We start from the raw sequence: 20,768 nt of genomic DNA on the forward strand, positions 1-20,768 counted from the left end.
TGGGGCGGCCTACGATTGTCTGCATGAAAACCCTGACCGTTATCGACTCCCACACGGGCGGCGAGCCTACGCGCCTCGTGATCGCCGGCGGCCCCGAGCTGGGCCGCGGCCCGCTCGCCGAACGCCTCGCCGTTTTCCGTCGCGACTTCGACCGCGTGCGCGCGGGCGTCGTCAACGAGCCGCGCGGCTCGGACGTGCTGGTCGGCGCGCTGCTGTGCGAGCCGCATGATCCGTCCTGTTCCGCCGGCGTGATCTTCTTCAACAACGTCGGCTTTCTCGGCATGTGCGGGCACGGCACCATCGGCCTGATCGCGTCGCTCGCGCATCTCGGGCGCATCGCGCCCGGCGTGCATCGCATCGAAACGCCGGTGGGCAACGTCGAAGCCGAACTGCACGCCGACGGCAGCGTCACCGTGCGCAACGTGCCCGCGTATCGCTACCGCCAGGCCGTGCCGCTCGACGTGCCCGGCTATGGCCGCGTGCACGGCGACATCGCCTGGGGCGGCAACTGGTTCTTCCTCGTCGCCGATCACAACCTGACGCTCGAAGCGCGCAACGTCGAAGCGCTCACCGAAGCCACGTGGGCCATGCGCCAGGCGCTCGAGGCGAATGGCATTACCGGCGCGGACGGCGCGCTGATCGACCATATCGAACTGTTCGCGCACTCGGACGTCGCGGGCATCGACAGCCGCAATTTCGTGCTGTGTCCCGGCAAGGCCTACGACCGCTCGCCGTGCGGCACCGGCACAAGCGCCAAGGTCGCGTGCCTCGCCGCGGACGGCACGCTCGCGCCCGGCGTGCGGTGGCGCCAGGAAAGCATCATCGGCAGCGTGTTCGAAGCATGCTATGCAATCACGCCCGAACTCCCCGCCGGCCATGTGCGCCCGAGCATACGCGGCAGCGCGCACATTAGCGCGGAGTCCAAACTGATTTTCGCCGACGACGATCCGTTCGCGTGGGGCATTCCCGCGTGACGCAGGGTTCGAGCCGTCAACACGATGTCGTCGTGATCGGCGCGGGCATCGTGGGCGCCGCATGCGCGCACGAACTCGCGGCGCAGGGCCTGGACGTCCTCGTCATCGAGCGCGCCGGTGCGGGCGGCGGCGTGACGGCTGCCGGCATGGGTCACCTCGTCGTGATGGACGACACGCCCGCCGAATTCGCGCTGAGTGCGTGGTCGCTGGGGCTGTGGCACGCGCTTGCGCCGCGTCTCGACGAGCGCCATGCGTTCCTGCGCTGCGGCACGCTCTGGGTCGCCGCCGACGAAGAAGAACTGACGCTAGCGCAAACGCGTCAGCAGGCGCTGCAACGCCAGCGCGTGGCGTGCTCGATGCTCGACGCGCGCCAGCTTCGCGAAGCGGAACCGGGTCTGCGCAAAGGCCTCGCAGGCGGCATGATCGTCGAGAACGACGCGGTGGTTTACGCGCCTGCCGTAGCAGCATGGCTGCTCGAGCAGCCCGTTAGCGGCCGCTTGACCTGCCGCACGCAAACGCAGGTCGCGCGCATCGATCGCACGGGCGTGCATCTTGCCGATGGCGAAGTCGTCGGCACAGACGCGGTCCTGATCGCGAACGGCCTGCAGGCGCTCGGCTTGCTGCCGCGCCTGCCGCTCCAGGCGAAAAAAGGACACCTGCTCATTACCGACCGCTATCCCGGCACGATTCGCCATCAGATCCTCGAACTCGGCTACATCAAGAGCGCACACAACGCGAGCGGCACCTCGGTGGCGTTCAACGTGCAGCCGCGGCCGACCGGGCAAATGCTGATCGGCTCGTCGCGCCAGTTCGACAGCACGGACCCCGCCGTCGAACCGGCAATTCTCGCGCGCATGCTGCGCCGCGCCGCCGAATATCTGCCGCAACTGCCCGCGCTCAATGCAATTCGCGCATGGACGGGATTTCGCCCCGCGTCGAGCGACGGCATGCCGCTGATCGGTCCGGCGGCCTCGTTTGCCGATGAAGGCAGCCATCGGTCCACATGGCTCGCCACCGGACACGAGGGCCTCGGCGTGACCACGGCACTCGGCACCGCGAAGCTGATTGCCGCGCAGATGCTCGGACGCGACGCCGATATCGACGCGACGCCGTATCTCCCTGCCCGCTTCGCTGCCGAGGGGACCTTGCATGCCTGAATCCAATACGACGGTGACGATCGATGGGCGCAAGGTGGGCGTCGCGCCGGGCAGCTCGGTTGCTGCAGCTGTCGCCATCGCCGCACAGGCAGAGCGCGCCGCGCCCGTCACGCGGCGTTCGGTGAACGGCGCGCTGCGCGGGCCGTTGTGCGGCATGGGCATCTGCCAGGAATGCCGCGTCACCATCGACGGCGTGCCGCATCGACTTGCATGCCAGACGGTCTGCGTCGCGGGCATGAAGGTCGTCACCGGGAATGCAGCGCCGTGAAATTCGATATCCTGATCATCGGCGCCGGACCCGCCGGATTGAACGCCGCGCACACCGCCGCACAGGCGGGCGCAAGCGTCGGCATCGTCGATGACAATGCGCTGCCTGGCGGCCAGATCTGGCGTCAGGGCCCCGGTCGTCGCGCAACTGGCCCCGCGCGCGCCATGCTCGACGCCCTCGCGGCGCGCAGCAACATCACGCTGCTCAGCGCAACCCGCATCGTGCAGGCGCTTCCCGGGCGGCAACTGCTTGCCCAGAGCCCCGACCGTGCGCTCACCCTCGCTTATGGCAAGCTCATCGTCGCCGCGGGTGCGCGCGAGCGCTTCCTGCCCTATCCTGGCTGGACCTTGCCGGGCATCACGGGCGCGGGAGGCTTGCAGGCGCTCATCAAAGGCGGGATGCCCGTGCGCGGCGAACGCATCGTCATCGCGGGCAGCGGGCCGTTGCTGTGGGCCGCCGCCGTCACCGCGCGCCAGCATGGCGCTACGATCGCCGCTATCGTCGAGCAGGCGTCGCCCCAGGCGGTGCGCCGCTTCGCGGCAGGTCTCGTCCATACGCCCGCGAAACTCGCACAGGCGTTGCGCATGCGCTTCGATCTGCGCGCCACGCCTTACTGGTGCGATGCGTATATTGCCGACGCGATCGGCACGACGCGCGTGACGCAGGCGCGCGTGCGGCGCGGCAACGACGAAGTGCTGGTCGATTGCGACCGGATCGCGTGCGCCTATGGCCTCGTGCCGAATGCAAACCTTGGCGCGGCGCTGGGTTGCCGCCTCGAAACTCATGCGGGTTCTCCCGCCATCGCCGTGAACGAATGGCAGCAGACCTCCGCCGAAGCCATTTATGCGGCGGGCGAATGCACGGGCGTGGGCGGCATGGAACTCGCGGCGGTGGAAGGACGCATCGCGGCACATGCCGCGCTCGGGGACGACACGAACGCCCGGCACCTGTTCGCCGGGCGCGAGCGTTACCGCCGTTTCGCCATGCGCCTGCATGCGGCGTTCGAACTCTCACCCGCGTTGCGGGCGCTCCCGCAGCCCGACACCGTGTTTTGCCGTTGCGAGGACGTCGCCTTTCGCGACGTTGCACGGCACACGTCGTGGCGCGACGCCAAGCTGCAAACACGCTGCGGCATGGGTCCCTGCCAGGGCAGGATTTGCGGCGACGCAGCGGCGTTCTGCTTCGGCTGGCCGCAAAACGGCCAGCGCCCGCCGTTCTCGCCCGCGCGCATCGACACCTTGCTGCACGCACAAACGACGGAATAGCGCTATACGCATTTTTTTGTTACAGATGCGCGGGCGTGCGCAAATCGGCACAATGGTGATTTCCGCCGATCCCGCCCCAGGCGCCTCGCGATGCCCGAACTGGTCCTGCCCGCCGCCCTCGAAAACGCCACGTTTGCACAGATGGTCGCGCATTTCACCATGCTCGAACCGCTGTTCGACGCCATGCCCGACGTGGTGTTCTTCGTGAAGGATCACGAGGCGCGCTACGTGATCGCGAACACCACGCTCGCCGCGCGCTGCGGCTTCAAGAAAAAAAGCGCGCTGCTCGGCAGGACGGCCGAGCAGGTCTTTCCCTCGCGCTTCGGCCACAGCTATACCGCGCAGGACCAGGCCGTGGTGCGGCTCGACAGCAGTCTCATCGACCAGCTCGAACTGCATCTGTACCCGGGCCGGCAGCCGGGCTGGTGTCTTACCTCGAAAGTCCCGCTGCACGACGCGCATGGCCGCGTGCTGGGCGTGGCGGGCATTTCGCGCGACCTGCAGGCCGCCGAAGGTACGCACCCCGCTTACCAGCGGCTCGCGGTCGCCGCGAAGTACATCCAGGACAACTATGCGCAGCCGCTCAAGCTCGCGCATCTGGCGAAGCTCATCAACATGTCGGTGGCGCAGATCGAGCGGTATTTCCACAAGATCTTTCACCTCACGCCGCGCCAGATGCTGCTGAAAACGCGTCTGGACGCCGCCTCGGTGCTGCTCGCGAGCGACCTGAGCATCACCGACATCGCCGCGCAGTGCGGCTATAACGATCACAGCGCGTTCACGCGGCAATTCAAGGCCACGGTGGGCGTCACGCCAAGCCAGTATCGCGCGTTGCTGCAAACGCCGGAAAGCGCGCAAAGGCCGGGCACGTGAGCCTCGTGACAGCGTGCCAAGGGTTGTCCCCGGGCCGCTGAACGAAGTGGCGGACTATGCAGATTTCGTCTTTCTGAAGCGCGAAAGGCCCCAAGCGTCAAACGAATTGGACAGCGATACTCCACTCATATTCAACAGGTACCGGCGCGAGCCGCTACGCATTCAAGGAGTGAGTCACAGTGAGCGCTATCCAGTGGAGCGGGGTGTTTCCCGCCGTCAGCACGCAGTTCAAGGCGGACTTCTCAGTCGACATCGACGCCACGCACCGGGTGGTGAGCCATCTCGTCAAGGACGGCGTGTCGGGCCTCGTGGTGTGCGGCACCGTCGGCGAAAACACCTCGCTCGCCACGCATGAAAAACTCGCGGTGATCGAGGCCGCGCGCGACGCGGCAGGCGGCAAGGTGCCGGTGATCGCGGGCGTCGCCGAATTCACCACCGAGTTCGCGCGCCAAACCGTGAAGGAAGCGGCGCGCGTGGGCGTGGACGGCGTGATGGTCATGCCGGCGCTCGTGTATTCCTCGAAGCCGCACGAAACGGCGGCGCATTTCCGCGCCGTGGCTTCCAGCACCGACGTGCCGGTGATGGTCTACAACAATCCGCCGATCTACAAGAACGACGTCACGCCCGACATCCTGATCGCTCTTCAGGATTGCGAAAATATCGTCTGCTTCAAGGATTCGTCGGGCGATACGCGCCGCTTCATCGATCTGCGCAACGCCGTGGGCGACCGCTTCGTGCTGTTCGCGGGCCTCGACGACGTATTGGTCGAAAGCGTGGCCGTGGGCGCGCAAGGCTGGGTGTCGGGCATGTCGAACGTCTTCCCGAAGGAAGGCGAAACGCTCTTTCGTCTCGCGAAACAAAAGCGCTTTGATGAAGCGCTCGCGCTCTACCGCTGGTTCATGCCGCTGCTGCATCTCGACGCGCGCCCCGACCTCGTGCAGTGCATCAAGCTGTGCGAGGAGCTGGTGGGCCGCGGCAGCGCGATCACGCGCCCGCCGCGCCTGGCGCTCGAAGGCGAAGCGCTCGCGCATGTGAAGGCGGTGGTCGAGAAGGCGCTCGCCACACGCCCCGCCCTGCCGGACGTCGGTCTGTAAGGGTTACGAACCCAGCGCGCCTCTCGCAATCTTCGTTCGAATCCTGCGCGACTGACTGCCCTGCTCCCTCTCGTCGTGCCGCTTAAGCACCGGTTAAGCCGGGATGAGCGACAATGTAACGATAGAAATTGGGGGAGCGAACGATGCGCCTGTTGCTGGTGGAAGACGACGAAATGATTGCCGAAACGGTGCTCGACTCGATGCGCCGCGAGGGTCATGCCGTCGACTGGGCGCGCGACGGGCGGGAAGCGGAGCTTTCGCTCGGCAACGACGTATACGATCTCGTGCTGCTCGATCTCGGGCTGCCGAAAAAGGATGGGATCGAGGTGCTGAACGGCTACCGCCGCAAGGGCGGCGAGGCAGCCGTGCTGATCCTGACCGCGCGCGACTCGGTGACGGACCGCATCGCCGGGCTCGACGCCGGCGCCGACGACTACCTGATCAAGCCCTTCGATCTCGACGAACTGGCCGCCCGTACGCGCGCCATGCTCCGCCGCCGCACGGGCCAGAAACAGCCCGTCTACACGCATGGCTGCCTCGCACTCGACCCCGCCGCGCACGAAGTAACGAAGGACGGCGAAAGCATCGCGCTCGTGCCGCGCGAATTCGCGCTGCTGCGCGTGCTCATCGAGCAGCCCGCCCGCGTGTTCACGAAGGCCGAACTCGAAGAGCGCATGTACGGCTGGGGCGAGGAAGTCGGCAGCAACGCGATCGAGGTGCATGTGCACAGCTTGCGCCGCAAGATCGGCACCGACCAGATCGTGACCGTGCGCGGCGTGGGTTACCGGCTCAAGAGAGCGGAATGAATTCCATCCGCCGCCGTCTGCTGGGCTGGCTCATCTGCGGTTTCGCGGCGGCTTCCGTCGTGGCCGGCTTCGGAATTTTTCACAGCGCGCGCGAGGAAGCGGGCGAGCTGTTCGATTACGAGCTGCATGCCGTAGCGCTTTCCATGCCCACGAACGCCACGATGGCGAGCGAGGTCAAGCAGTCCGGCCCCGGCTTCGACGAGATCGCCGACGACCGCATTCTCATCCAGATCTGGGACCGCGACGGCAAGCTGGTTTATCGCTCGCAGGAAACGCCGGTGCTGCCGCGCCAGGCCACGGGCTTTCGCACGATCGAGCACGACGAGGTGCATTGGCGCGTGTACGGTATCGCGCAACCGGAGCGCTTCGTTCAGGTCGCCCAGCCCATTTCCGTGCGCGACGGGCTGGCGCTGCACCTCGCGCTGCATACCCTGTGGCCGCTCGCACTGCTCGTGCCGGTGGCCATCGTGCTCCTGCTGTTCGCGGTGACGCGCGGGCTCGCGCCCGTGGGCGCCCTGTCGGCGCTGCTCGCCTCGCGCTCGGCGCACGAGCTGGAACCGTTGCGCCTCGATGGCTCGGTGCCGGTCGAACTGCGCCCGCTAGTCGTCGCGCTAAACGATCTGCTGGACCGCCTGAACGCGGCTTCGCAGGCGCAGCGCACCTTCATCGCCGACGCGGCGCACGAGCTGCGCTCGCCGCTCGCCGCGCTCAAGCTGCAATGGCAGGCGGCGCTGCACGACGGCACGCTCAGCGGCGAGCCGCGCACGCTCGAGCGCATGCAAACGCGGCTGAACCGCACGATCCGCCTCGTACAGCAATTGCTCACGCTCGCGCGCGAAGACGCGCAGGCGAGCACACCCGCCACGGTCGTGAGCCTGCGGCGGCTGGGTGAGCAGGCCATCGGCGACTTCTCGCTGCTCGCGGAGGAAAAAGGCATCGACCTCGGCCTGGAGTCGCGGCCGCCCGTGACGCCTGAGTGCATCTGCAACGTGAACGCCGATGCACACGGCCTGAACACGATGCTGAACAACCTGCTGGACAACGCGATTCGCTACACGCCGACAGGCGGCAAGATCGATCTCGTGCTCACCCGTTCGCAGAACACGCTCGGCTTCGAAGTCATCGATAACGGGCCCGGGATTCCCGAAGGCGATCTCGAGCGCGTGCTCGACCGCTTCTTTCGCGGCGATCATGCCCAGGGCACGGGCAGCGGGCTCGGTCTTTCGATCGTGGCGCGCATCGCGCAGCGTCATGGCCTGACGTTCACGCTGCGCAACAACCCGGGCGGACGCGGGCTCACGGCTGCGGTAAGCGGGCTGCCGGCGCACGACAGCCCGGCGGCCAACACGAATGCGTCCGCCGCCCGACCCGCGCGGGCAACGAGCGATTCGGCTCAAGGCGCAGTCTCGGGCAGGTAGCGGCTCACCGGCGCGTCCAGCGAGAGCCTGCTGATTCCGCGCGATGGCCTCCAGCGAGACGACCCGCGCTCCCCCTTACTCGGCGTACTCCGGGCTGCGCTGAAGCTCATTCACGCTGCCGGCAGCGTACCCTTCGCGCATGCGCGGCGCATAAACGGGCGTCGCGGCTTGCCCGCGCGCACCGCCGCGCACGAAGCGGCGCCCTTCCCGGCCATACACGGCATCCGGCTCGGGGAAGATCGTCAGCAGTACGACGTAGATCATGCCGCCCACCGCCAGCGAGACCGGTACGCTCAGATCGAGGCCACCCGCCAGCGACCCAAGCGGACCGACGAACTGCCCCGGCAGGTTCACGAACGAAAGACCGAGCAACGCCGCCGGCAGCCACGCGCCCATCGCGCGCAGATTCCAGCCGTGCGTGAACCAGTAGTGCCCGCCACGGCCGCCGCGATTGAAGACCTGGAGGTCGTCGGCGAGATAGTGGCCGCGGCGCGTCATGAAGCCGATCACCATGATCGCCATCCACGGGCAGCTGAACGTGCAGATCAGCGTGGAGAACGTCGAGACGCTTTCCACGAGATTGAACGCGAAGCGGCCGACGAAGATGAAGCCGATGGCCAGCGTGCCGATCAGCATGGTCGCGCGCACGCGGTTCAGGAGCTTCGGGAACATGCTCGACATGTCGAGGCCGGTGCCGTAGAGCGCGGTCGTGCCTGTGGACATGCCGCCGATGATCGCAATGAGGCAGGTAGGCAGCAGGAACCAGCGCGGCGATACGGCCAGCAGTCCGCCCACATAATCGTTCGAGGCAATGTAGCCCGGCGCCTTCGTTGCGATGAGCGTGGCCGTGACGAGGCCGAAGAAGAATGGCACGAAGGTGGCGATCTGCGCGGCGAACACAGCGCCCATCACGCGGTGGCGCGGCGTGTGCTGCGGAATGTAGCGCGCCCAGTCGCCGAGCGTGGAGGCGAACGACACCGGGTTGCTCAACGCGACGAGCACGGCGCTCACGAAGGCCACCCAGAATCCCGCGCCACCCTCATGCAGCGTGCCGGCGTAGCCGGGATCGAACGTGCCCGCGAACGCAAAGGCGCCCACCACGAACATGAGGCTCGCTGCCCACACGGCGATCCTGTTCACCCACAGCATGAAGCGAAAGCCGTAGATGCACACCACCACCACGAGCAAGGCGAACACCATATAGGCCGAGCCCAGCGTCCACGTGTTGACCGGCACGCCGACCATGTCGTGCGCGCCGCCCACGAGCGCATCGCCCGAACTCCAGACGGCGAGTGCAAAGAACGCGATCGACGTGAGCAGCGCAAGAAACGAGCCCACGATCCGCCCGTGGATGCCGAAGTGCGCACCCGACGAAACCGGATCGCTCGTGCCGTTGCGCGGACCGAACAGGCTCATGGGCGCGAGAATGCAGGTGCCGGCGAGCACGCCGAGCACGACGGACCACACGCCGGCCTTGAACGAGAGGCCGACCAGCACCGGAAAGCTGCCCAGCACCGAGGTGGAGAAGGTATTGCAGCCGCCGAACAGCAGCCGGAACAGATCGATGGGCCGCGCGTAGCGCGACGCATCGGGAATGCGTTCGAAACCGAATGTTTCGATCTGGGTAATGCTGTTGTCGCTCATTGTCTCACTCCTTGCAGCGCTGATCGGGTTGCTCATGCAAACAACCCGTCAACGCACTATCCATGTCTCGCGCCCACTTTAATCGATCACAGCGGGCTATTTATTCTGCATTCCATACGTTCACATCATGCGCAGCCTATGTATGACCCACACCGCTTCTTTCATTCGGCCAGCGAGTCGGGCACGGCGGCATGCTGCCCATACACGTTAAGCAGATCGTCGCAAAACGCGCGCACGATGGGCTTTTCCGCGGCGCTGCGCTTGACGGCCAGATGCATCGGCACGTCGAAGCCGAAGGTGGTGCGTCCGAGCGCCCGGATGAGGCCCCGCTGCTCGAACGGCTCGGCGTGATGCGCGGGCAGATAGCCGATATGGCTGCCCGAGAGGATCAGGACCGTGGCGGCGTCGATGCTGTCGGCAATCGCCGTCACCTGCCGATCGCCGATACCGGCAAGCTCCTCAGGTATCGGATAGCTGCGCCAGACCCAGTCGTGCTCGCGCAGGTCGTCCACGTTGACGTTCGGCGCACCATGGAAAAGCGCATGCCCGCGTCCGCAGCACAGCACCTGTCGCTCGCTGAACAGCTCGGTATAGTCGAGGCCCGCCACGCGATGCCAGAAGTAGCCGATCGCAATGTCGAGGTGGTTGTTGACGAGGCTTTCCTCGAGTTCCCGAGGCGCCGCGACCTTCATCGTGAAACGCACAGCCTGGTCGCGTTTGCGGAATGCGCCTATCGCCTCCGCGAGCCGCGCGTTCTCGACGTGCGAAGCCTGGCCGATCAGGCCGATGCCGAGCGTGCCGACGAGTTTGCGGTCGATATCGCGCACGCGCGCGACGAACTCGGTGGTGGCTGCAACGAGCGCGCGCGCAGAAGGCACGAAACGCTCGCCCTTCGACGTGAGACGAAAGCCACCGCGCCCGCGCTCGCAGAGCTTGAAGCCCACGCGCGCCTCGAGCGCCGAGAGTTGCGTGCTGATGGTGGACTGCCGCACGCCTAGCGTCGCTTCGGCCGCGGTGATGCCGCGCGCGTCCACCACGGCGAGAAACACGCGGATGAGCCGCAGGTCGAGATCGGACGTATTGGAGAACATGCCGCTCATCCCTCACATTGGAAAGCCCATCGCCTTGATACCCTTGATCCACGCGCGCTTCCAGCCGCCTTCGGCGTCGGCGCCGTCGAACGCATGGAACGTGACCTTGGCGGCCAGCCAGCGCACCGGCTCCGGCGGAATATAAGTCGGACTCTGGTTGGCAATATCGAGCGCGCGCTCGGGGCTCGCACGGTCGAACAGGATATTCAGGCCCATGAACGCGCCGAAGCGGCTCGCCGCCACGCCAAAACCCGTGTAACCCGCCACGAAAACGGCCTTGCCGTTCAGATAGCGCTTCGCGAACACGGAGCCGCGCGAGCAGTAGTCTATCGGCCCGCCCCACGCATGCGAGAAGCGCACATCGGCAAGCTGCGGAAAGGTGCGGTAAAACGCCTGCGCGAGCCGATAGTAGGTCTCGGCCTTCTGGTCCTGCGGGGGATTCGGATCGCCGTCGAAGTGATAGCTCACGAGTCCGCCGAAGATGATGTTGTTGTTCTTCGTGAGGCGGAAGTAATTGAGCTGCGTGCGCGTGTCGTAAATGCCCTGGCGATTTTTCCAGCCAATACGCGCGAGCTGTTCTTCGGTGAGCGGTTCGGTGGCGAGCACGTGGTCGCGCACCTGCAGCACGCGCCGGTTGATATCCGGAATGCCGACCTTTGCCGTACCGCTGCCGAACACCACGCGCGGGGCGCGCACGCTGCCTTCGGGCGTCTTCACGTACACAGTCCGGCCTTCGTCGACGACGTCGATGAGCGGCGTGTGCTCGTAGAGCTTCACGCCAAGCGAAAGCGCCGCGCGCTTGAGACCCCATGCAAGCTTGGCCGGATGCACGATGCCGCTGCGATTGCGCGACCACAGCGCGCCGGCGAACAAGGGCGAATCGAGTTGCTCGCGCGTCGCCTCGCCATCGAGCAGGACAACGTCGTGCCCATAGCGCTGGTGCAGTTCATAGTCGCCGCGCAAAGACTCGATATGCCCGGGATCGACCGCCACGGTCATTTCGCCGTTCCATTCGATATCGGCGTCGATGTTGTAACGCTTGAGCGTTTCCTCGAAGCCGTCGAGGTTGTGATGGCCGAACGCTTCGAGCTGCGCAATATCGTTAGGGAATACCCGCACGGCATTGGGCAATCCATGCATCACCGAAGTCGAGATGATGCCGCCCGCGCGGCCCGACGCGCCGTGCGCGACCTTGCCCGCCTCGATCAGCACGACGTTCAGATGCGGCATCTGCTCCCTGGCCTGCACGGCGGCCCAAAGCCCCGTGAAGCCGCCGCCGACGATCAGCAGGTCGGCCTCCACGTCGGCAGTGAGCCTGGGTTCGGTCGGCGGCTCGGCGGGGTTGTCGAGCCAGTACGGAAAGAACCGCGTGCGCGAAAGCGCCTCTTGCACGCTGAGCGCGACGCCCGGGCGCGATTCGACTTCAACTTCTGCAGAGATACTCATCATGGACTTCACTGCACAGAACGGGAGAAACAAAAGCCGCCTCCCACGGGAGGCAGCTCGCCATGGTCCTTAGGCCTGTTCGAGCACGACGTAGAACTTCTTCGCGTCTTCGAGGGTTTCCCAGCGGCCTGCAAATCCGGCGGGCAGGAGGTAGCCCTGGCCCGCCGTGAATTCCTTGCGGGCACCGTTCGCGTCGGTCAGGGCGATCTTGCCCTGCACGAGCCATACCGCTTCGTCGGCGGTCGTGGCCGGGAAATCCACCGCGCCGACCTTGCCTTCCCACCAGCCGATCACGTAGTGATTGTTCTTGCCGGACGTGGCACGCCAGTCACTTTCGTCCATACCGTACTCCAGCCTGGTGAATTCGCCGATGCCGGCGCCCAGCGGCACGATGTCCTGAATCAGTTTGCTCATTTGCGTCGCTTCCAGTTGATTGAGTAACGCCAAAGTTACCGACTGGCGCGGCCGCAGTATGCCCCCCCTCAGGGGGGACAAGCGGTGTTTTGCTGCCCGGTTTTGGGCTTTTTTGGCGGCAATAGCCTTCGGCTATAATGAACCGGCCATCACGAATGGGCGTGCCATGCTGCTCAACGTCCCCCCGCTCAACCGCGATCAACCGAACTTTCCGCTCTCGTTCAAGACCCTCGGCAATGTGATCGAGGCCGTCGGCACGCCCGATTTCGTGCCGCGCCTCACGCTGCTGGTGAACGAGGTCGTGCCCGTCAATGTCGTGCATATCGAGCGTTCGCGCACGGACAGCACGATGCCCACGGGCTTTCGTTGCGAATGGATCGGCAGTGGCGGGGTCGGAATGGATTCGGGCGCGATCTCGGACGTGATGACCCTCTATTACGACCGCTTCTACGAAAGCGATCCGCTGTTCGCGGGCATTCGCGGCAAGCTCGGCACAATGCTGGTGGTGCGCGACATCGGCGCAATACCGCCGGGCGAATTCCGCCAGCGGCTCTTCGACGAGGCGCGCATCGCCCACGAATGCGTGCTCGCACGCGGCACGCGCCACGCGCAGGACTCCATCGCGCTCGAACGCGGATTGCGCGAACCGCCGTTTACGCTCATGGAAATGAACCGTTTTCGCAGCGTGAGCGAGTTTTTGTTTCCGCTGCTCGAACTGCATGCCTCCACGAGCGCGGCCCGGCGCATCGCCCACGCGGCTCCGTTCATGCATCCGCTCGCGCAGTTCGACGCGCGCATTGCGTCAGACAATGTGCGCCTGTCCAAACGCGAATACGAAACCTGCGCGCACCTCATCACCGGAAAGACCGTGCCCGAAGCCGCGCAGATCCTGGGCGTGCAGGTGGCCACCGCCGAGTCGTACGTGAAGCGCGCCTTCGCGAAGCTGGGCGTGCGCACCAAGCGCGAACTGATCGCCTGGGGCCACGCCGCGGTTTAAGCAGGCCGCTTGATCACGGCGTTTAACCGATTAAAGACTTGCATACATCGAATTCCATCGATGTAAACATCTCAACTTCACTATTTGGCCGCGCGGGATCTCCCCTACCATCGTCCGATCGATTTGCCTCTAACGTTCGGAGACACACCAGATGGAGCGCCAGTTCAACCAGCCGCAGGGCGGCAACGAGATGCCGCGGTTCGGCGGCATCGCCACGATGATGCGCCTGCCGCAGGCCGAGACCACGGAGGGCCTCGACGTCTGCTTCGTGGGCGTGCCACTCGATATCGGCACCTCGAACCGCTCCGGCACGCGTTTCGGGCCGCGCCAGATCCGCTCTGAATCGGTGCTGCTGCGACCGTACAACATGGCCACGCGCGCGGCGCCGTTCGATTCGCTGCAGGTGGCCGATATCGGTGACGTCGCAACAAACCCCTATGATTTGAAGGATTCGATTCGTTTGATCGAAGCGGCCTACGACCGCATCGTCGAGACGGGCTGCCGCCCCATCACGCTCGGCGGCGACCACACGATCGCATGGCCGATCCTGCGCGCGCTGCACAAGAAATACGGCAAGCTCGCCGTCGTCCACATCGACGCCCACGCCGACGTGAACGACACCATGTTCGGCGAAAAGATCGCGCACGGCACGCCATTTCGCCGCGCCGTCGAAGATGGTCTCCTGCAATGCGACAAGGTCACGCAAATCGGCCTGCGCGGCACCGGCTATCACGCGGAAGATTTCGACTGGTGCCGCAAACAGGGCTTCACCGTCGTGCAAGCCGAGTCCTGCTGGAACCGCTCGCTCGCGCCGCTGATGGAAGAAGTGCGTGCACGCGTGGGCGACACGCCCGTGTACCTGAGCTTCGACATCGACGGGCTCGACCCCGCCTTCGCGCCCGGCACCGGCACGCCCGAGGTGGGCGGGCTGACCGTGCACCAGGGCCTCGAGATCGTGCGCGGCATGAAGGGGCTCAACGTGGTGGGCGCCGATCTCGTCGAAGTCTCGCCGCCGTACGACCAGGCCGGCACGACCGCGCTCGTGGGCGCGAATCTCGCCTTCGAAATGCTTTGCATCATGCCCGGCGTGGCTTACCGCTAGGGCGCGAGGAGACACGTCATGACTACGAATACCGAACGTCGGATCGACGGCGAGGCTTTTGTGCTGCCCGCCGCAACGATTGCGGGTGAAAGCTTGTGCGCCGAGGACAGCGAAGTGTGCTCGCCCATCTGCAATGCGGCCACGGGCGAAACGATCGGCTGGCAGGAGCACGCCACGCCCGCGATGGTCGATCGCGCCGTGCATGCCGCGCACGATGCGCTCATCGCGTGGCGGCACACGACGCCCGCCGCGCGCGGCAAGCTGCTGCGCAAGATCGCCGAACTGGTGGCAGCCGACCGCGCACGCCTCGCTGCCATGCAGATGCAGGTGAGCGGCAAGCCGCCGTTCGAAGCGGACCTCGACGTGAGCGACACCATCGCGACGTTCAACTACTATGCCAGCCTGTGCGAAGACGCCTCGGCGTTCGCCGCCGAAGCGGTCGCGGTGCCGGACGAGGCGCTGCTGGCCGAGCGCGTGCATGAACCGGTTGGCGTCGCGGCGCTGATCGTGCCGTGGAATTTCCCGATGGTCACGACGGCCTGGAAACTCGCACCCGCACTGGCCGCGGGCTGCACGGTCGTCATCAAGCCTTCGGAACTCACCTCGCCCACCGAGCACATGCTCGCCGCAATCGTGAGCGAAGCGGGCGTGCCCGATGGCGTCGTGAACGTGGTCAACGGCGGCGGCGACGTCGGCGCCCGGCTGACGACGCATCCGCTAGTCGACAAGATTTCGTTCACCGGCAGTACGGCGTCGGGCCGCAAGGTCATGCAGGCCGCCGCGCAGGACATGAAGCGCCTCACGCTCGAACTGGGCGGCAAGTCCGCACTGATCGTACGCGAAGACGCCGACGTGGCACAGGCCGTCTCGCTCGCGGTGGGCGGCGCGTTCACCAACGCCGGGCAGATGTGCTCGGCCACCGCGCGCATCCTCGTGCACGACAACGTGTATCGCAAGTTCATGGCCGCATTCGAGACAGCCGTGCGAGCCGTCGTGGTCGCGCCGCCCCAGGGTGCGGACGCCGCGATGGGACCGCTCATCAGCGCCGCGCAACACGCACGCGTGGCGGCGCTCGTGGCGCAAGGCGTCGAAGCGGGCGCACAGATCGCGTTCGCGGGCCAGCTCGATCCCGCATGCGCCGAAGGCTTCTTCATGGCGCCAGTCGTCATTGCGGAACCCGCGGCGGACAACGTGCTGTGGACCGACGAAATCTTCGGACCGGTCGCGTGCGTGAAATCCTTCCGTTCGGATGACGAAGCAATCGCCATCGCCAACGATACGCGTTACGGACTAGTCGCCACAGTCGTGACCGGCGACGAAAAAGCCGCGCGACGCTACAAGGCACAGTTGCGCGCCGGGCTCGTCTGGGTCAACACCCCGCAACTGATCTTTCCGCAAGTGTGCTGGGGCGGCTTCGGCCTGAGCGGCATTGGCCGCGAACTGGGCGTCGCGGGCCTACGCAGCTACCAGGAATTGCGCCACACGGTCGGCCTGCGTGGCTGATCGCTTCATGCCGGCTTCATGCCGGCTTGAAGCGGCCGCGACGCTTTGACGGGCGGCGCTGCTGTAAGCGGCGCGGTGGGGGTTGCGGCTCGCATGGCATAATCGCCGCAATATTTCCACCGCTTCACGCCGTGCGCCAATTCCAACTCAGGCTGGGCAGTCTACTGGGGATGCTTGCGCTCCTCATGGCGACGCTCGCGCCCGTGGTTTCGCACCTGCTAGCCGCCAAGGCCATGCAGATGGCGCCCGGCACGGTGGAACGCGCGCCCTGCGGCATGCCTTCGATGGAGCACCACGTTCGCGGCACGCACGGCACAGCGGGCGCGCATGCAGCGAACACAACGTCCGGCGACATGCAGGACTGCGGCTATTGCAGCTTCTTCGCGCACCTGCCCGTCGTGTCCGGCGTGCCCGTGCCGCTGTTTGTCGTCGGCGCGCTTGTGCAGGCGCGCATCGCGGCGCGATTCGAGAGCGTTCACCTCGTCGCGCCCGCGGCCCACATCCACGCACGCGCCCCGCCCCTGTCCTGACCGGATCGACCACGCCAATCCCGGACGATGCGCCCAGCGTGTCGCCGGGCCTGCACGCGCGCCGCCGAGGCTCGCGCGCGTGCCTCGTTTCTCGACAGGACAACTCATGTCTGACCAATCGCCGTCCGGCCGCATGGCTACGGACGTGCTTGCACCCGTTCGCGCGTTGACGCGGCTCTTCGGCTGCGCGCTGCTGCTCGGACCATGTGCGGCCCATGCTCACGCCATCGCAGGCGACCGCGTTTTCCCCTCCACGCTCTCCGTCGACGACCCCGGCGTAGGCGACGAAGCCAACCTCGAATTCGGGCACCAGCGCGTGCCGGGCGACGCAGGCGACCAAAGCGTCAACACCTTCAGCTTCGAGTACGACAAGCTCATCACGCCACGGCTCGCGTTCTCGGTGGACGGCGGCTACGTCATGCAGAACAATCCGGGCGCGCGCGGCTTCGACAATTTCGGCGTGGGGCTCAAGTACCTGCTCTACGTGAACGACGCGCATGAATTCATGACCTCGGTGGGCGTGGACGCCGAACTCGGCGGCACGGGCAGCCGCGCGATCGCCGACAACTTCTCGACGATCTCGCCCACGGTCTTCGCCGGCAAGGGCATGGGCGATCTGCCCGACTCGCTCGCCTGGCTGCGGCCCATCGCCATCACGGGCGAAGCGGGGCCGTCGTTCACGACCGGCGGCGGCCAGCCGAACGCGTTCGACTACGGCTTCACGTTCCAGTACAGCCTGCCCTACCTGCAGCAGCACGTACACGACCTCGGCTTGCCGCAGCCGTTTTCCAGCCTCATCCCGCTCGTCGAAGTGCCCCTCTCGCGCAGCCAGGGACAAACGACCGGGACGGTCAACCCCGGCTTCATCTGGATGAACCGTTACGGCCAGCTCGGCATCGAAGCGCAGATCCCGATCAACCGGGCAAGCGGCTCTCACGTCGGCATCCTCGCGCAGGTGCACATCTTCTTCGACGATATCGCGCCGCGCACGCTCGGCAAGCCGCTTTTCCAGTAAGCCCGCACATTCACACAGGAATATCGACATGAAACTCGCTACATTGCGCACGGCCGTCGCCTCAATCGCGCTGCTCGCCGCCCACCTCGCGTGGGCGCACGCTTATCCGAAGCATCAGGAACCGCCCGCTGGCTCGACCGCGCCGGCCACGCTCAGCGCGGTCGTGATCGACTTCGACGACGGGCTCGAGCCTGCCTTCAGTTCCATCGACGTGACCGACGCGCAGGGCAAATCCGTCATTCGCGAGAAGGCCAGAGTCGATGCGGGCAACAACAAGCGCATGTCGGTTGCGCTGAATCCGCTGGCGCCCGGAAAGTATTCGGTGGCGTGGGTCGCGGTTGCCGCCGACGGGCATCGCACGACCGGACATTACTCGTTCAACGTGAAGTGAACGTGTAACGATGAGATGAGGCCATGCTGCGACTTCCTGAGGGATCGCAGTGTGGCCCGTTCGTGACTCTCCGGCGGGGCGCCGGCTTACTGCGGCGAGGTAACGGTAAAGGCTTCGGGCGAGCCGTTCAAGGCGTCGTACAGCTCCCAAACGGGCACGTCGCCGATTTCGTTGTGGATATAGGCATTAAACGTACGCTCGTAGAGCGCGCGCCCGGCAACGGTTTCCATCGTCATCTCGAAGCCGTTGAGAACCAGGCCGGCGATTTCGTCGGCTTCGAGCAGGATGTGTTCAGCTTTCTTGCGTTCCATGGTAGTGCTCCGGTACAGCAGGTACCATGCAATTTTAAGGGGAACAGCTCGAATTCGCCAACGATCCGAAGTACCCGCCCCCGCGCGCCGGCGCCTGGGTCAGCGGCGAGCAGATCCGCGAAGCCATGAGCAACGGCCAGCTCAAGCTGCATCGTGTAATGCTCATTCGGAAAAAATCAGTCCGCAACTACTGCCGAGGGCTTGGCGGGGCATTCACCGCACTGCCGTTGCAGACACCAGCCGCGCACGATCGGAACGCTCTCCAGCGGACAGCTCGCCGGCCGGGCGCGATGCGCCAGTTTGACGGGCAAACGGACATCGCAGCCTTCAAGACGCGTGATGGCGATTGGGGCTTCATTTCTCATCATGTGTTCAAGGCGTCCGGCCAGCTCACCCATGCTCAATACACGTTGTGGGTCAATCGAACAGCATGCGCAGCGCGCTAATCATCACGATCGCGAATAGCGCGAACCCGAACGTCGTGCCAATCAGCAACAACATGCCGGCATGACGCTCGATACGCGTAGCTTGTCTTTCATCGTTTCGTCGAGCATGCGTGTGTGCATACGATCCGTCGTGAAGAGATGAAACATCAACGAGCGAATAGGGACTCATTTCGCTTCTCCTTGGCTATTGACTCTCAAACTATCGTCAGAATAGACGGAACGTATGCTCCTTACGATCGAAAAACTTCGAAAGACTTCGCAAGGGCTGGGAGGAATGTCTTCGCGTTACTTCGGCAGGCGCGACGCCCCACCGCCCGCCGCGCTGCCGCGCAACGGCGCTGCTTGCGAGTTACATGCCATAATTTTTATGACGGCAATCCAAGCATCGCTACAGACGCAGCCCCGACATGCCACCACGCCTACTCATTCTGTTCGGCTCGATCCTCCTGACGTGCGCGGCAACATTGGCGCCGGTGATCATCAGCATACGAATTGCCAACATCGACGATGCACGCAACGAGCAGGCACGGCTCCAGGCGTTCGCCAATCGCGTGATGGCGCATACGGAGTCGATCACCAACGAGGCCATTTCGGGGCTCGCCCAGGTCTTGCCTGACGAGCACACGCCCTGCTCGCCCGAAAACATCGAACAGCTACGTCGCCGCGTATTCAACTATTACTTTATTCGCGACGCCGGGTTCTATAGCGGCAAGCAATATCTCTGCTCGGCGCTGATGGGCGACGTACAAGACCAGAATCTGACGATGCCGGCTCCAGGGCGTTTGACCCGCGATGGCTATTCGATCTGGTTCAGCCAGATGAATCCGCTCAGCGATTTGCGCAGCGATATCCAGATCGGTCGCAACGGCCGATACGTCTCCATCGACCCGCAATCGTATGTCGACCTCATCGATCCGGCTCAGCGGCCGATCGCGGTCATCGACGCCGACCAGAACGTGGTGCTCGCGGTCTCGCCGGGAACGAGCGGAGCGGAAATGATCAAGGCGTGGAAAACGGGCGGCCATATCGAAGGCTCGCGCTGGCGCTACGCGGTCGCGCGCTCCGCCAAACGGCCCGCGCTTGCTGTCGTCGTGAAGACGCTGCGCGATTTGCCTTCGTCGAGTGCGATTACTTCGCTGATCACCTGGGTTGGCGGCGGGCTGGCGATTGCGTGCCTGGTCGGATATCTGGGTTACCGGCGCGTCTCGCGTCAACTCTCGTTTCCTGCGACGCTACAGTGGGCAATATCGCATCGCGGTATTGAAGTGCACTATCAGCCCGTGATCGGCCTGGGGGATGGGCGCTGTGCGGGCGTCGAAGCCGTCGCTCGCTGGCAACTGCGCGGGCGCGCCGTCGCGCCGGAAGTCTTTATTGCCGTTGCGGAACAAAATCAGCTGATTCAAGGCCTGACCGATCTCGTTCTCGACAAGGCCATCGAAGGCGCACTGCGGGAGCTGAGCGCCGATCCTTCGTTTTACCTCAGCGTCAACGTCAGTGCGAGCGACTTGCAGGATGGACGCTTGCCACAAGCGATCGCCAAACGCCTGGCCGGCACGGGCGTCAAGCCCGGGCAAATCTGCATCGAGATCGACGAACACCACCTCTCCAACGCGCCCGACGTCCGCAATGCGATCAACGCGCTACGGGAGGCCGGATATCCGGTTTATATCGACAATTTCGGTACGACTTACGCAGGTCTGGCCTATCTTCAGAGCTTCACCGTCGACGCGCTGAAACTCGACAGGTCATTCGTCGCTGCAATCGGCAATGAAGCGACGCCCAGCGTGGTCGTGACGCACACCATCGCCATGGCGCACGAACTCGGACTCAAGATCATCGCTGACGGCATTGAGAATCAAAACCAGTTCGACTATTTGCGGGAACAGCGTGTGCAGTACGGGCAGGGCTGGTTCTTCTGCGAACCGCTGGCGTCGAATGAATTCCTCGACTGGATACGCCGCCGCAACGAGCAGAATGCGAACGCGAATTCTGCGGGCGGCGCGCACGCATAGCACGGGTTTGC

22 protein-coding genes are annotated in these 20,768 nt (G+C 65.2%); 16 read left to right on the top strand and 6 right to left on the bottom strand.

The features are described 5' to 3' along the window. Nucleotides 1-23 precede the first annotated feature (23 nt). The 8 genes from BHE01S_RS07160 (at nucleotide 24) to BHE01S_RS07195 (ending at nucleotide 7,855) form a co-directional block, all read left to right on the top strand. Nucleotides 24-974 carry a 4-hydroxyproline epimerase gene (locus tag BHE01S_RS07160; protein ID WP_042262169.1) on the top strand — a complete coding sequence of 317 codons (951 nt, stop codon included), beginning with the start codon at nucleotides 24-26 and terminating at the stop codon, nucleotides 972-974. After that, complete coding sequence (locus BHE01S_RS07165) at nucleotides 956-2,131, top strand: NAD(P)/FAD-dependent oxidoreductase (RefSeq protein WP_245639658.1); 1,176 nt, start codon at nucleotides 956-958, stop codon at nucleotides 2,129-2,131. Before BHE01S_RS07160 ends, BHE01S_RS07165 begins: the two co-directional genes overlap by 19 nt. Beyond that, nucleotides 2,124-2,399, top strand: coding sequence for a 2Fe-2S iron-sulfur cluster-binding protein (locus tag BHE01S_RS07170; protein WP_042262015.1), 276 nt, complete (start codon nucleotides 2,124-2,126; stop codon nucleotides 2,397-2,399). Before BHE01S_RS07165 ends, BHE01S_RS07170 begins: the two co-directional genes overlap by 8 nt. Continuing rightward, entirely contained in the window at nucleotides 2,396-3,664 is a 1,269-nt protein-coding gene (locus BHE01S_RS07175) for an FAD-dependent oxidoreductase (RefSeq protein WP_245639659.1), read from the top strand. The genes BHE01S_RS07170 and BHE01S_RS07175 overlap by 4 nt, the downstream gene beginning before the upstream one ends. 90 nt (nucleotides 3,665-3,754) lie before the next feature. After that, the gene (locus tag BHE01S_RS07180) at nucleotides 3,755-4,537 is read left to right on the top strand and encodes an AraC family transcriptional regulator (RefSeq protein ID WP_042262019.1); all 783 of its coding nucleotides are present in this window, start codon (nucleotides 3,755-3,757) and stop codon (nucleotides 4,535-4,537) included. A 179-nt stretch (nucleotides 4,538-4,716) separates the two neighbouring features. Next, on the top strand, nucleotides 4,717-5,631 hold the full coding sequence (locus BHE01S_RS07185; RefSeq protein ID WP_157025175.1) for a dihydrodipicolinate synthase family protein: 915 nt from the start codon (nucleotides 4,717-4,719) through the stop codon (nucleotides 5,629-5,631). Nucleotides 5,632-5,774: 143 nt separating this feature from the next. Beyond that, nucleotides 5,775-6,437, top strand: a complete 663-nt coding sequence (locus BHE01S_RS07190; RefSeq protein WP_042262021.1) for a response regulator — start codon at nucleotides 5,775-5,777, stop codon at nucleotides 6,435-6,437. Then, nucleotides 6,434-7,855: an ATP-binding protein gene (locus BHE01S_RS07195; RefSeq protein WP_063769077.1), complete on the top strand. Its 1,422-nt coding sequence runs from the start codon at nucleotides 6,434-6,436 to the stop codon at nucleotides 7,853-7,855. Before BHE01S_RS07190 ends, BHE01S_RS07195 begins: the two co-directional genes overlap by 4 nt. 75 nt (nucleotides 7,856-7,930) lie before the next feature. On the opposite strand, the gene BHE01S_RS07200 is transcribed toward BHE01S_RS07195, so the two are convergent. The 4 genes from BHE01S_RS07200 to BHE01S_RS07215 form a co-directional block, all read right to left on the bottom strand. Beyond that, entirely contained in the window at nucleotides 7,931-9,499 is a 1,569-nt protein-coding gene (locus BHE01S_RS07200) for a purine-cytosine permease family protein (protein WP_042262023.1), read from the bottom strand. A 161-nt stretch (nucleotides 9,500-9,660) separates the two neighbouring features. Continuing rightward, on the bottom strand, nucleotides 9,661-10,590 hold the full coding sequence (locus BHE01S_RS07205; RefSeq protein WP_042262175.1) for a LysR family transcriptional regulator: 930 nt from the start codon (nucleotides 10,588-10,590) through the stop codon (nucleotides 9,661-9,663). 12 nt (nucleotides 10,591-10,602) lie between these two features. Next, on the bottom strand, nucleotides 10,603-12,036 hold the full coding sequence (locus BHE01S_RS07210) for an NAD(P)/FAD-dependent oxidoreductase (RefSeq protein WP_042262177.1): 1,434 nt from the start codon (nucleotides 12,034-12,036) through the stop codon (nucleotides 10,603-10,605). Nucleotides 12,037-12,105: 69 nt separating this feature from the next. Continuing rightward, the gene (locus BHE01S_RS07215) at nucleotides 12,106-12,450 is read right to left on the bottom strand and encodes a cupin domain-containing protein (RefSeq protein WP_042262024.1); all 345 of its coding nucleotides are present in this window, start codon (nucleotides 12,448-12,450) and stop codon (nucleotides 12,106-12,108) included. A 166-nt stretch (nucleotides 12,451-12,616) separates the two neighbouring features. On the opposite strand from BHE01S_RS07215, the gene BHE01S_RS07220 reads away from it, so the two are divergent. The 6 genes from BHE01S_RS07220 (at nucleotide 12,617) to BHE01S_RS07245 (ending at nucleotide 17,988) form a co-directional block, all read left to right on the top strand. Beyond that, on the top strand, nucleotides 12,617-13,447 hold the full coding sequence (locus tag BHE01S_RS07220) for a helix-turn-helix transcriptional regulator (protein WP_042262026.1): 831 nt from the start codon (nucleotides 12,617-12,619) through the stop codon (nucleotides 13,445-13,447). A 151-nt stretch (nucleotides 13,448-13,598) separates the two neighbouring features. Continuing rightward, complete coding sequence (speB, locus tag BHE01S_RS07225) at nucleotides 13,599-14,549, top strand: agmatinase (protein WP_042262027.1); 951 nt, start codon at nucleotides 13,599-13,601, stop codon at nucleotides 14,547-14,549. A gap of 18 nt (nucleotides 14,550-14,567) precedes the next feature. Beyond that, nucleotides 14,568-16,052: an aldehyde dehydrogenase family protein gene (locus BHE01S_RS07230; protein ID WP_042262030.1), complete on the top strand. Its 1,485-nt coding sequence runs from the start codon at nucleotides 14,568-14,570 to the stop codon at nucleotides 16,050-16,052. A gap of 170 nt (nucleotides 16,053-16,222) precedes the next feature. After that, nucleotides 16,223-16,582 carry a DUF2946 domain-containing protein gene (locus BHE01S_RS07235; protein WP_042262031.1) on the top strand — a complete coding sequence of 120 codons (360 nt, stop codon included), beginning with the start codon at nucleotides 16,223-16,225 and terminating at the stop codon, nucleotides 16,580-16,582. 133 nt (nucleotides 16,583-16,715) lie between these two features. After that, the gene (locus BHE01S_RS07240) at nucleotides 16,716-17,597 is read left to right on the top strand and encodes a hypothetical protein (RefSeq protein WP_042262034.1); all 882 of its coding nucleotides are present in this window, start codon (nucleotides 16,716-16,718) and stop codon (nucleotides 17,595-17,597) included. A gap of 28 nt (nucleotides 17,598-17,625) precedes the next feature. After that, the gene (locus BHE01S_RS07245) at nucleotides 17,626-17,988 is read left to right on the top strand and encodes a copper resistance protein CopC (RefSeq protein WP_042262036.1); all 363 of its coding nucleotides are present in this window, start codon (nucleotides 17,626-17,628) and stop codon (nucleotides 17,986-17,988) included. Between the two features lie 86 nt (nucleotides 17,989-18,074). Here BHE01S_RS07245 and BHE01S_RS07250 read toward each other — a convergent pair whose 3' ends face one another. Continuing rightward, nucleotides 18,075-18,299, bottom strand: coding sequence for a hypothetical protein (locus tag BHE01S_RS07250; protein WP_042262038.1), 225 nt, complete (start codon nucleotides 18,297-18,299; stop codon nucleotides 18,075-18,077). Between the two features lie 125 nt (nucleotides 18,300-18,424). Between BHE01S_RS07250 and BHE01S_RS37645 the strand changes: the two genes are divergently transcribed. Next, nucleotides 18,425-18,745 (top strand): hypothetical protein, encoded by a 321-nt coding sequence (locus BHE01S_RS37645; RefSeq protein WP_157025177.1) that lies wholly within the window; start codon nucleotides 18,425-18,427, stop codon nucleotides 18,743-18,745. Here BHE01S_RS37645 and BHE01S_RS37650 read toward each other — a convergent pair. Further along, complete coding sequence (locus BHE01S_RS37650; protein ID WP_157025180.1) at nucleotides 18,717-18,914, bottom strand: hypothetical protein; 198 nt, start codon at nucleotides 18,912-18,914, stop codon at nucleotides 18,717-18,719. The genes BHE01S_RS37645 and BHE01S_RS37650 overlap by 29 nt on opposite strands. A gap of 238 nt (nucleotides 18,915-19,152) precedes the next feature. Here BHE01S_RS37650 and BHE01S_RS07255 point away from each other — a divergent pair, with 238 nt between their 5' ends. Continuing rightward, nucleotides 19,153-20,757: an EAL domain-containing protein gene (locus BHE01S_RS07255; protein ID WP_042262040.1), complete on the top strand. Its 1,605-nt coding sequence runs from the start codon at nucleotides 19,153-19,155 to the stop codon at nucleotides 20,755-20,757. Nucleotides 20,758-20,768: the final 11 nt, after the last annotated feature.

This window comes from Paraburkholderia heleia NBRC 101817 (genome assembly GCF_000739775.1).
In the GTDB taxonomy this organism is placed as follows: Bacteria; Pseudomonadota; Gammaproteobacteria; order Burkholderiales; family Burkholderiaceae; genus Paraburkholderia; species Paraburkholderia heleia.

Coding starts and splice junctions, on each gene's coding strand:
- BHE01S_RS07160 (WP_042262169.1), top strand. CDS start 24: ATGAAAACCCTGACCGTTATCGACTCCCACACGGGCGGCGAGCCTACG.
- BHE01S_RS07170 (WP_042262015.1), top strand. CDS start 2,124: ATGCCTGAATCCAATACGACGGTGACGATCGATGGGCGCAAGGTGGGC.
- BHE01S_RS07180 (WP_042262019.1), top strand. CDS start 3,755: ATGCCCGAACTGGTCCTGCCCGCCGCCCTCGAAAACGCCACGTTTGCA.
- BHE01S_RS07190 (WP_042262021.1), top strand. CDS start 5,775: ATGCGCCTGTTGCTGGTGGAAGACGACGAAATGATTGCCGAAACGGTG.
- BHE01S_RS07195 (WP_063769077.1), top strand. CDS start 6,434: ATGAATTCCATCCGCCGCCGTCTGCTGGGCTGGCTCATCTGCGGTTTC.
- BHE01S_RS07200 (WP_042262023.1), bottom strand. CDS start 9,499: ATGAGCGACAACAGCATTACCCAGATCGAAACATTCGGTTTCGAACGC.
- BHE01S_RS07205 (WP_042262175.1), bottom strand. CDS start 10,590: ATGTTCTCCAATACGTCCGATCTCGACCTGCGGCTCATCCGCGTGTTT.
- BHE01S_RS07210 (WP_042262177.1), bottom strand. CDS start 12,036: ATGAGTATCTCTGCAGAAGTTGAAGTCGAATCGCGCCCGGGCGTCGCG.
- BHE01S_RS07215 (WP_042262024.1), bottom strand. CDS start 12,450: ATGAGCAAACTGATTCAGGACATCGTGCCGCTGGGCGCCGGCATCGGC.
- BHE01S_RS07220 (WP_042262026.1), top strand. CDS start 12,617: ATGCTGCTCAACGTCCCCCCGCTCAACCGCGATCAACCGAACTTTCCG.
- speB (WP_042262027.1), top strand. CDS start 13,599: ATGGAGCGCCAGTTCAACCAGCCGCAGGGCGGCAACGAGATGCCGCGG.
- BHE01S_RS07230 (WP_042262030.1), top strand. CDS start 14,568: ATGACTACGAATACCGAACGTCGGATCGACGGCGAGGCTTTTGTGCTG.
- BHE01S_RS07235 (WP_042262031.1), top strand. CDS start 16,223: ATGCTTGCGCTCCTCATGGCGACGCTCGCGCCCGTGGTTTCGCACCTG.
- BHE01S_RS07240 (WP_042262034.1), top strand. CDS start 16,716: ATGGCTACGGACGTGCTTGCACCCGTTCGCGCGTTGACGCGGCTCTTC.
- BHE01S_RS07245 (WP_042262036.1), top strand. CDS start 17,626: ATGAAACTCGCTACATTGCGCACGGCCGTCGCCTCAATCGCGCTGCTC.
- BHE01S_RS07250 (WP_042262038.1), bottom strand. CDS start 18,299: ATGGAACGCAAGAAAGCTGAACACATCCTGCTCGAAGCCGACGAAATC.
- BHE01S_RS37645 (WP_157025177.1), top strand. CDS start 18,425: ATGAGCAACGGCCAGCTCAAGCTGCATCGTGTAATGCTCATTCGGAAA.
- BHE01S_RS37650 (WP_157025180.1), bottom strand. CDS start 18,914: ATGAGTCCCTATTCGCTCGTTGATGTTTCATCTCTTCACGACGGATCG.
- BHE01S_RS07255 (WP_042262040.1), top strand. CDS start 19,153: ATGCCACCACGCCTACTCATTCTGTTCGGCTCGATCCTCCTGACGTGC.